Annotated in this window: 5 protein-coding genes; 4 read left to right on the forward strand and 1 reads right to left on the reverse strand. The window is 56.2% G+C overall.

What is annotated here, in order from left to right; genetic code table 11:
- The first annotated feature begins 163 nt into the window (after positions 1-163).
- A complete protein-coding gene (locus tag LGT44_RS00965) occupies positions 164-2,392 on the forward strand; it encodes a putative bifunctional diguanylate cyclase/phosphodiesterase (RefSeq protein ID WP_230333506.1) in 2,229 nt (742 codons plus the stop codon).
- Between the two features lie 2 nt (positions 2,393-2,394).
- Here LGT44_RS00965 and LGT44_RS00970 read toward each other — a convergent pair whose 3' ends face one another.
- Positions 2,395-2,592 carry a tRNA (uracil-5-)-methyltransferase gene (locus tag LGT44_RS00970; protein WP_145469509.1) on the reverse strand — a complete coding sequence of 66 codons (198 nt, stop codon included), beginning with the start codon at positions 2,590-2,592 and terminating at the stop codon, positions 2,395-2,397.
- Between the two features lie 85 nt (positions 2,593-2,677).
- Between LGT44_RS00970 and hrpB the strand changes: the two genes are divergently transcribed.
- The 3 genes from hrpB to LGT44_RS00985 form a co-directional block, all read left to right on the forward strand.
- Positions 2,678-5,257, forward strand: coding sequence for an ATP-dependent helicase HrpB (hrpB, locus tag LGT44_RS00975; RefSeq protein WP_230333508.1), 2,580 nt, complete (start codon positions 2,678-2,680; stop codon positions 5,255-5,257).
- A gap of 151 nt (positions 5,258-5,408) precedes the next feature.
- Positions 5,409-5,972: a hypothetical protein gene (locus tag LGT44_RS00980; RefSeq protein WP_230333510.1), complete on the forward strand. Its 564-nt coding sequence runs from the start codon at positions 5,409-5,411 to the stop codon at positions 5,970-5,972.
- Between the two features lie 8 nt (positions 5,973-5,980).
- Positions 5,981-7,221: Ig-like domain-containing protein (locus tag LGT44_RS00985; protein ID WP_230333512.1), on the forward strand; the 1,241-nt coding region annotated here is incomplete at its 3' end.

A 7,221-nucleotide genomic window follows, 5' to 3' on the forward strand; every position in this document is an offset into this window, starting at 1 on the left:
CCGCCTCCGGATTTCCGGAAGTGGTGCTTTTTCCTGATCCAGCGCAACCACAGAATAAATACCCTCTCATTCCCGCTTTGCACAGGCCCCATTCCTGCGACAGCGGTTTCAAATCCTGCAGATACCGCTACACTTGGGTTCAGTCTTCATCTGAATGCAGTGTATGCCCCAAAATTCTATCCAGCATGGTCTGAGTGACGTTTCTCGTCTCGGTATTGGCCGCTATAACCATTTTCTGGAAATGCTGCTCAGTGGCCGTCCGCTGGAAATGCTGCTGAATGAACTGGTACTGCTGATTCAGGAAAAACAACCCGACTGTATTGCCTCCATCATGCTGCTCAGCGATGACGGCAAACGCCTGCTTCCCGGCGCAGCGCCAAACCTTCCTGATTTTTACGTCGCAGCAATGAATGATCTCAGCATTGGTGAGGGGGTCGGTTCCTGTGGTACCGCTGCAGCCACCTCGCGGCTGGTCATTGTTGAGGATATTCAGCGTCATCCTTACTGGCAGGATTACCGCGAGCTGGCTGCTCAGGCCAATCTGCGGGCCTGCTGGTCGCAGCCGATTGTGGGCAGTAAGGGTACGGTGCTCGGCGTATTTGGCCTTTACTATCGTGAGGTGCGCCATCCGACCTGCCTCGACCTGCTGCTGATTCACGAAGCCGCCCGCCTGGCTCAGGCCAGTATCGAATTCCGCCGCGCCCAGAACCACCGCCAGCTGACCGAAACCATTACCCAGCATCTGCCGCTGGGGCTGATTATTACCGACAGCGAATTTAATATTGTCGAAGTTAATCCGGCTTTCAGTCAGATAACCGGTTACCCCGCCGCTGAAGTGCTCAGCCGCAAACCCGGTTTCTTCTCCGCCGATAGTAAATCCCTGCAGCAGTACCGCGACATCCTCGATAAATTGCCATCCTGGCGCAGCTGGACAACCGAGCTGCTGATCAGCCGCCGTAATGGTGAACGCTTTAATGCCGAGCTGTGCTTTTCCGTCGTCCGTAATGAACAAAACGAGATCAAACGTTACGTTGCCCTGATCAGCGACATCAGCGAACGTAAACGCTCGGAAGAAACCATTCAGTATCAGGCCAGCTACGATCTGCTCACCAGCCTGCCCAACCGCAATCTGTTTTATGAACGCCTGAACTGGACTCTGGAACAGGGGCGACGTAAGCAACGCGCGTTTTCTGTGTTGCTGATGGACCTCGATTACTTTAAAGAAATCAACGATACCCTGGGTCACGATGCCGGTGATGAATTACTGGTTAAGGTCGGCACCCGCCTGCAACAGAGCATGCGTCCACAGGACACCATTGCCCGCCTCGGTGGCGACGAATTTGGTTTTATTATTACCGGTGAACACGATCAGCAGGCGCTGCGGGAGTTAGCCGACAAATTACTGAAAAATGTCAGCCGCAGCCTGACCATCCGCCAGATGCGCGACTGCCGCATTTCTTCCAGTATCGGCATCAGTTGCTACCCCGGTGATGGCAGCACTCTGGAACAATTACTCAAGGCTGCCGAACAGGCGGTTTATGCGGCGAAAAATGCCGGCCGCAATGGCTACGCTTTTTTTACACCGGCCATGTTCGAAGCGGCAAAAACCCAGGCTTTACTGCATCAGGAAATGCATTTTGCCGTCAGCCGTAATCAGCTGGAGCTGCATTATCAGCCAATAAAACGCCTCAGTGACAATTGCATTGTGCAGCTGGAAGCGCTGATTCGCTGGAATCATCCGGAACGGGGACTGGTACGCCCGGATCTGTTTATTCCATTAGCGGAAAAAACCGGCATGATCCGTGAAATCGGCCAATGGGTCAGACAGGAAGCCCTGGCCATGATCAATCGCCTGCAGCAACAGGGACTTCATGTTCCGATTGCTGTTAACGTGTCCACCGCCGAATTTTATGACCATAGCCTGGCCGATAAAATTATTGCTCAGGTTGAAGAATCCGGAGTTTCACACGGTAGTCTGCTGGTTGAAATTACCGAGAGTCTGCTGATCCGTAATCAACAGGAAACCCGCACCTTTCTGCAAAAACTGCAACAGGCCGGAATACGCGTTGCACTCGATGACTTCGGTACCGGTTTCTCATCGCTGTCGTATCTGGCCGCGTTTCCCGCCGATAAACTGAAAATCGACCGCAGCTTTATTCATCAGATGACTGCCAATCCCCGTAAGCAGGCATTGGTGGATACCATTATTACCCTAGGCCACAGCCTGAATATGAGCGTGATTGCTGAAGGGGTAGAAACAGAAGAAGAAGAGGCCCTGCTGCGCAGCAAAGATTGTGACAATATTCAGGGCTACTTATTGGCAAAACCTTTGCCAGAGCCTGATCTGCTGAAATTTCTGCAGGGCTATAAAGCCGGTACCGGGCGCGACTGATCTCAGCGCTTTTTCTTTGCCCGTTTTTTCTTCAGATAATCTTTAACCGGTGTTTTTTTATCCGGCAATGCCGCCGCAAAGCGCTCACGCATGGCTTCCACTTTGGCTTCTTTTTCATCATGCATACGCGCATGACGGTGCTTTTCACCAGCCTGGCGAAAATCCACCACGGTACTTCCGGATTCTTTAGGCTCTGACATTATTGCTCCTATCGCTGATAGCAGGACGCCGCCATAGTCAGGCCATGGTAGCATAAGTCTTTTCTGACGGAACAAAGCTGCTGTTGTGACCACATCGCCTGACTCGCCATTACCACCCTCTGCCCTGCCCATTGATCCGCTTCTGCCTGACCTGAGCATACAGCTGAGCACGCATATGAATGTGCTGCTGAGTGCCGAACCCGGTGCTGGTAAAACCACCCGCGTACCACTGGCTCTGCTGCAGGAAGACTGGCTCGGCGGGCAGAAGATCATCATACTGGAACCCCGTCGCCTGGCCGCCCGTAATGCTGCGCGCTTTATGGCGCAGCAGCTGCATGAAGCGGCTGGTGAAACCGTCGGCTACCGCATCCGGCTGGAGCAAAAGGTATCAGCCGCTACCCGGATTGAGGTGGTCACCGAAGGTATTCTCACCCGCATGCTGCAGGATGATCCTGAGCTTAACGGTGTCGGGCTGATTATTTTCGATGAATTCCACGAGCGTAACCTGCATTCCGACCTGGCGCTGGCACTGGCGCATCAGTGTCAGCAGCTGTTGCGGCCGGAGCTGCGGCTGCTGGTTATGTCCGCCACCCTTGATGCCGACAGCCTCGGCGACAAACTGCAGGCGCCGCTGTTGCACAGCCCGGGCCGTGGTTTTGCGGTCAGTCATTTTTACCGGCCTCTGCCAAACAGTAACGTCCGTCTGGCCGAGCACTGCGCCAGCGTTATCCGTGAAGCCCTCAACGCTCATAACAATGGCGATGTGCTGGCGTTTTTACCCGGTGTCGCCGACATCAGCCGCGTGCAGACACTGCTGCAGGAGACGCTGAGCGGAGTACTGCTTGCCCCCCTTCATGGCCAGCTGAGCGACAGTGAACAGAAAACCGCACTGACCCCCGCGCCCGCGGGCATACGCAAAGTCATTCTGGCCACCAACATTGCCGAAAGCTCGCTGACCATTGATGGCGTGCGCATTGTGGTGGATTCCGGTCTTGAGCGGCGGATGAGCTTCTCTCCGGCCAGTGGCATCAGCCAACTGCAGACCCGTACTATTTCGCAGGCATCCAGTGTCCAGCGTGCAGGCCGCGCCGGACGTCAGGCAGAAGGCTTCTGCTACCGCTTATGGCGCGAAGAAGAACAAAGCCGGCGCGAGCCCCATATCCGCGCCGAAATTCTGGATGCCGATCTGGCGCCGCTGCTGCTGGAATTACTGCACTGGGGCGCGGATCTTAACGATCTGCTATGGCTTACGCCTCCGCCTGCCGCCAGCCTCAATCAGGCCCGGCAGGTGCTGACTCAGCTGGGTATGCTGCAGCCTGATGCGCCGCTGCGCCTGAACGAACATGGCCAGCGCTGCGCCAACCTCGGCCTCGAGCCACGCTGGGCCCATGCCCTGCTCTGTGCGCAACAGCTGGGTATGGCGGCAGAAGCCTGTGAGCTGGTTGCCGTGCTGCAGGAATGGCCTCACCAGCAGCGTCACAGCGATGACGCCGAACGTCTGCTGAGCCAGGCGCGCCGCCAGCAGGGCTTATGGAATAACCGCGTTCGCCCGCTGGCACAGCGCTGGCAGCGGCAGCTGCAGGCAACCTCTTCGCCCAATACTCCGGATGGCAGCCCTGCTCTGGATAGCAGCCCCGCCCTGGATTGCAGTTTAGTCATCGCCCTCGCTTTCCCCGACCGCATCGCACAGAAACGCAGCGCTAATGCCCAAGCGTTTCGTTTGAGCGGTGGCAGCGGCGCCGAACTGCAACATAACAGCGATCTGCACAACGTCGATTATCTGGCCATTGCCGATATCAGCGGCGGCCAGCCGGACCGTATCCGTCTGGCGGCAACGCTGCACAGCAACAGCCTGGCGTCTTTACAGGAAATCGCCCCACAACTGTTCAGTGAACGCACCGAGATTGGCTGGAACGACAGCGGCCAGCTGAAAGCCCTGCGCCATCAGTGTCTGGGACAGCTGATCCTGAACAGCAAGCCGCTGCCGGCGCTGTCTGCCGCCGACTGGCAACAGGCCTGGCGTGATTACTTTATGCAGCGTGGCCTGAGCGACCTGCCCTGGCAGGATGACGCCAACACCGTACGCAGCCGCATGGCGCTGGCAGCTCAGTATCTGAATCACAACAGCGCTGAAGCCGAGAAATGGCCGGATGTCAGCGATCAGGGCCTGCTGCAACGGCTGGATGACTGGTTGCTGCCGTTTTGCGACAACGCCCGTAATCTGCGTGACCTTAATAAAATCGCGCTGGCCGATGCCCTGCTCAGTCTGCTCAGCTGGGAACAGCAGCAACAGCTCGCACAGCTCTTGCCGACGCACTGGCAGGTTGCCAGTGGCTCGCGCATTGAACTGCAGTACAGCAACGATCCGAACCGCCAGGACACCCAGGATCAACCGCCGGTACTGGCCGTAAAACTGCAGGAAATGTTTGGCTACGAGGGCCAGCCCGCCGTTCTTAACGGCCGCCTGCCCTTACTGATTCATCTGCTGTCACCGGCGCGCCGGCCACTGCAGGTCACCCGCGATCTGCCACACTTCTGGCGTAACACCTATGCGGAGGTGCGCAAAGACATGCGTGGCCGCTATCCGAAACATCCCTGGCCGGAAGACCCGCTCAGCGCCGAAGCCACCGCCCTGACCAAACGCGCGCTGAGCAAGCGGCAATAACAGGGGTTACGGAAGCACCGCCTGAAAACTCTTTAAACGAGAAATAATATAAAAATCAACAGTACACGGCGTAACTAATCATTACCCGGTGCAGTGGTTATTTGTGCATAACCCACTAGCCTTTTAAACACACCGATGTTCAGGCTGGGTTATGTCCGTTAAACACACGATATCCGCTAAGAAAGTAGCTGTACTGCTGGGGTTTTCTGCACTGACACTGGCTGTCATTATTGGCAGCCAGATAAGCCGGCAGTCTCTGGTAGAAGTCGCCGGTAGTCATTCCGGGCAACCTGAACAATCAGCAGCTGCTCAGACGCCCGTTATTACCACGCCGGATGTTAACCAGTCCGACAACACGACTCCGGCCTCGCCGCTGCCAATCCGCCAGCCAGATCTGACTCTGACAGCCAAAGGGCCATTGCATACCCATCCTCAGGATGAGGGAGAGTATTCCCTGCCACCGGCGTTAGCCGCCGATATCGAACAGCGCCGGATTCCGCAAAGCCAGCTACTGCTGACACCCAATCGCTCTGGCGGCTACTCCATGGATGCCAAAGGCCAGTATCACACGGTTATTGTGGCTTTTATCGATGAGAACGGTCAGCTGCGCACCGAAGAGCGCATCGTTTATCCCATCGCAGATGAGCCAGCTTCGCCCCCGCAACCCCCACAACCCCAGATGGCTCCCGCCACGACTGAACCCGCTAAGCCATGAGGTCTGTTATGCATTGTCTGAAAGTCTCTTTTTTTGCTTTGACACTGTTCGGTGCGGCTCAGTCCTATGCTGCCGGCATTCAGATTGTTAATGCCGATGGTGCCGGCGAAGGCTTTAACGATACCACTGCAGTCAGCGCGATCGGCGGTAACACAGCCACTACCTTAGGCGCGCAGCGTCTGGCGGTGTTTAACCGCGCTGCCGATATTCTTAACGCAACCTTCGACATTGCCGTCACCGTTAACGTCAACTCCTCCTTTGACCCACTCTTCTGCGATACCAACAGCGCCACACTGGGCAGCGCCGGTGCTGCCGACTATGAGTTTATTAACGATGGCAGTGAATGGACGGTGTATGCCGATGCTCTGGCAAACCAGCTGCAGGGCAGCGATGTAACCCCGGCAGCGACCGAAATTAACGCCCAGTTCAACAGTGGCATTGGTAATCCCGGCTGCTTACAAAGCTCAGGCTGGTATCTGGGATTTGATGATCCGGCCGGCAGCGGTAATTCACTGCTGTCGGTCGTTTTACATGAAATCATGCACGGTATGGGCTTTCTGTCGTTACTGAACCCTGACGGCAGCACTGGTGCGACGGTCAATGGTAATTACGTTTATGACCCTTACAGCAAACTGCTTTACGATGCGACGCAAAGTGCCCGGGTGACAACCCTGAACCAATCACAGCGGGCAGCTGCCACCATTAATAATGGCAATCTGGTCTGGGATGGTGCCCAAACCAATGCTCAGCTGGGTGGCTTCAGCGCTGGAGTTAACAATAGCCGCATGCAGATGTACGCCCCCACAAGCTATACCCCGGGGTCCTCAGTCAGCCATTTTGATACTGCTGCCACCCCCAATGAAATTATGGAACCGCAGTACACTGAGTTTCTTGATGACGCCGGCCTGGCCAAATATCTGCTGGCGGACATCGGCTGGACACTGGCAGCAACTGCCAACAGCGCGCCGGAGATGGGAACGATTACCGCGAAAACCCTGAATGAAGATGGCACGCTGAATGTAACACTGAGCGCGACCGATGCTGATGGGGATAGCCTGACGTACAGCATCACCTCGGCAACCACCGAGCTTGGCGCCAGCATCAGCGGCACCACCTTAACCATCACACCGCAAGCCAATTACAACGGCCCCGGCAGTATCACCGTACAGGTATCCGATGGCGCCCTGACCGACAGCACCAGTTTTAATGTCACCGTTGATGCGGTAAACGATGCACCGGTCATAGGCAC

Source organism: Thalassolituus alkanivorans (genome assembly GCF_020447205.1).
GTDB classification, from domain to species: Bacteria; Pseudomonadota; Gammaproteobacteria; order Pseudomonadales; family Oceanobacteraceae; genus Venatoribacter; species Venatoribacter alkanivorans.

Coding starts and splice junctions, on each gene's coding strand:
- LGT44_RS00980 (WP_230333510.1), top strand. CDS start 5,409: ATGTCCGTTAAACACACGATATCCGCTAAGAAAGTAGCTGTACTGCTG.
- LGT44_RS00965 (WP_230333506.1), top strand. CDS start 164: ATGCCCCAAAATTCTATCCAGCATGGTCTGAGTGACGTTTCTCGTCTC.
- LGT44_RS00970 (WP_145469509.1), bottom strand. CDS start 2,592: ATGTCAGAGCCTAAAGAATCCGGAAGTACCGTGGTGGATTTTCGCCAG.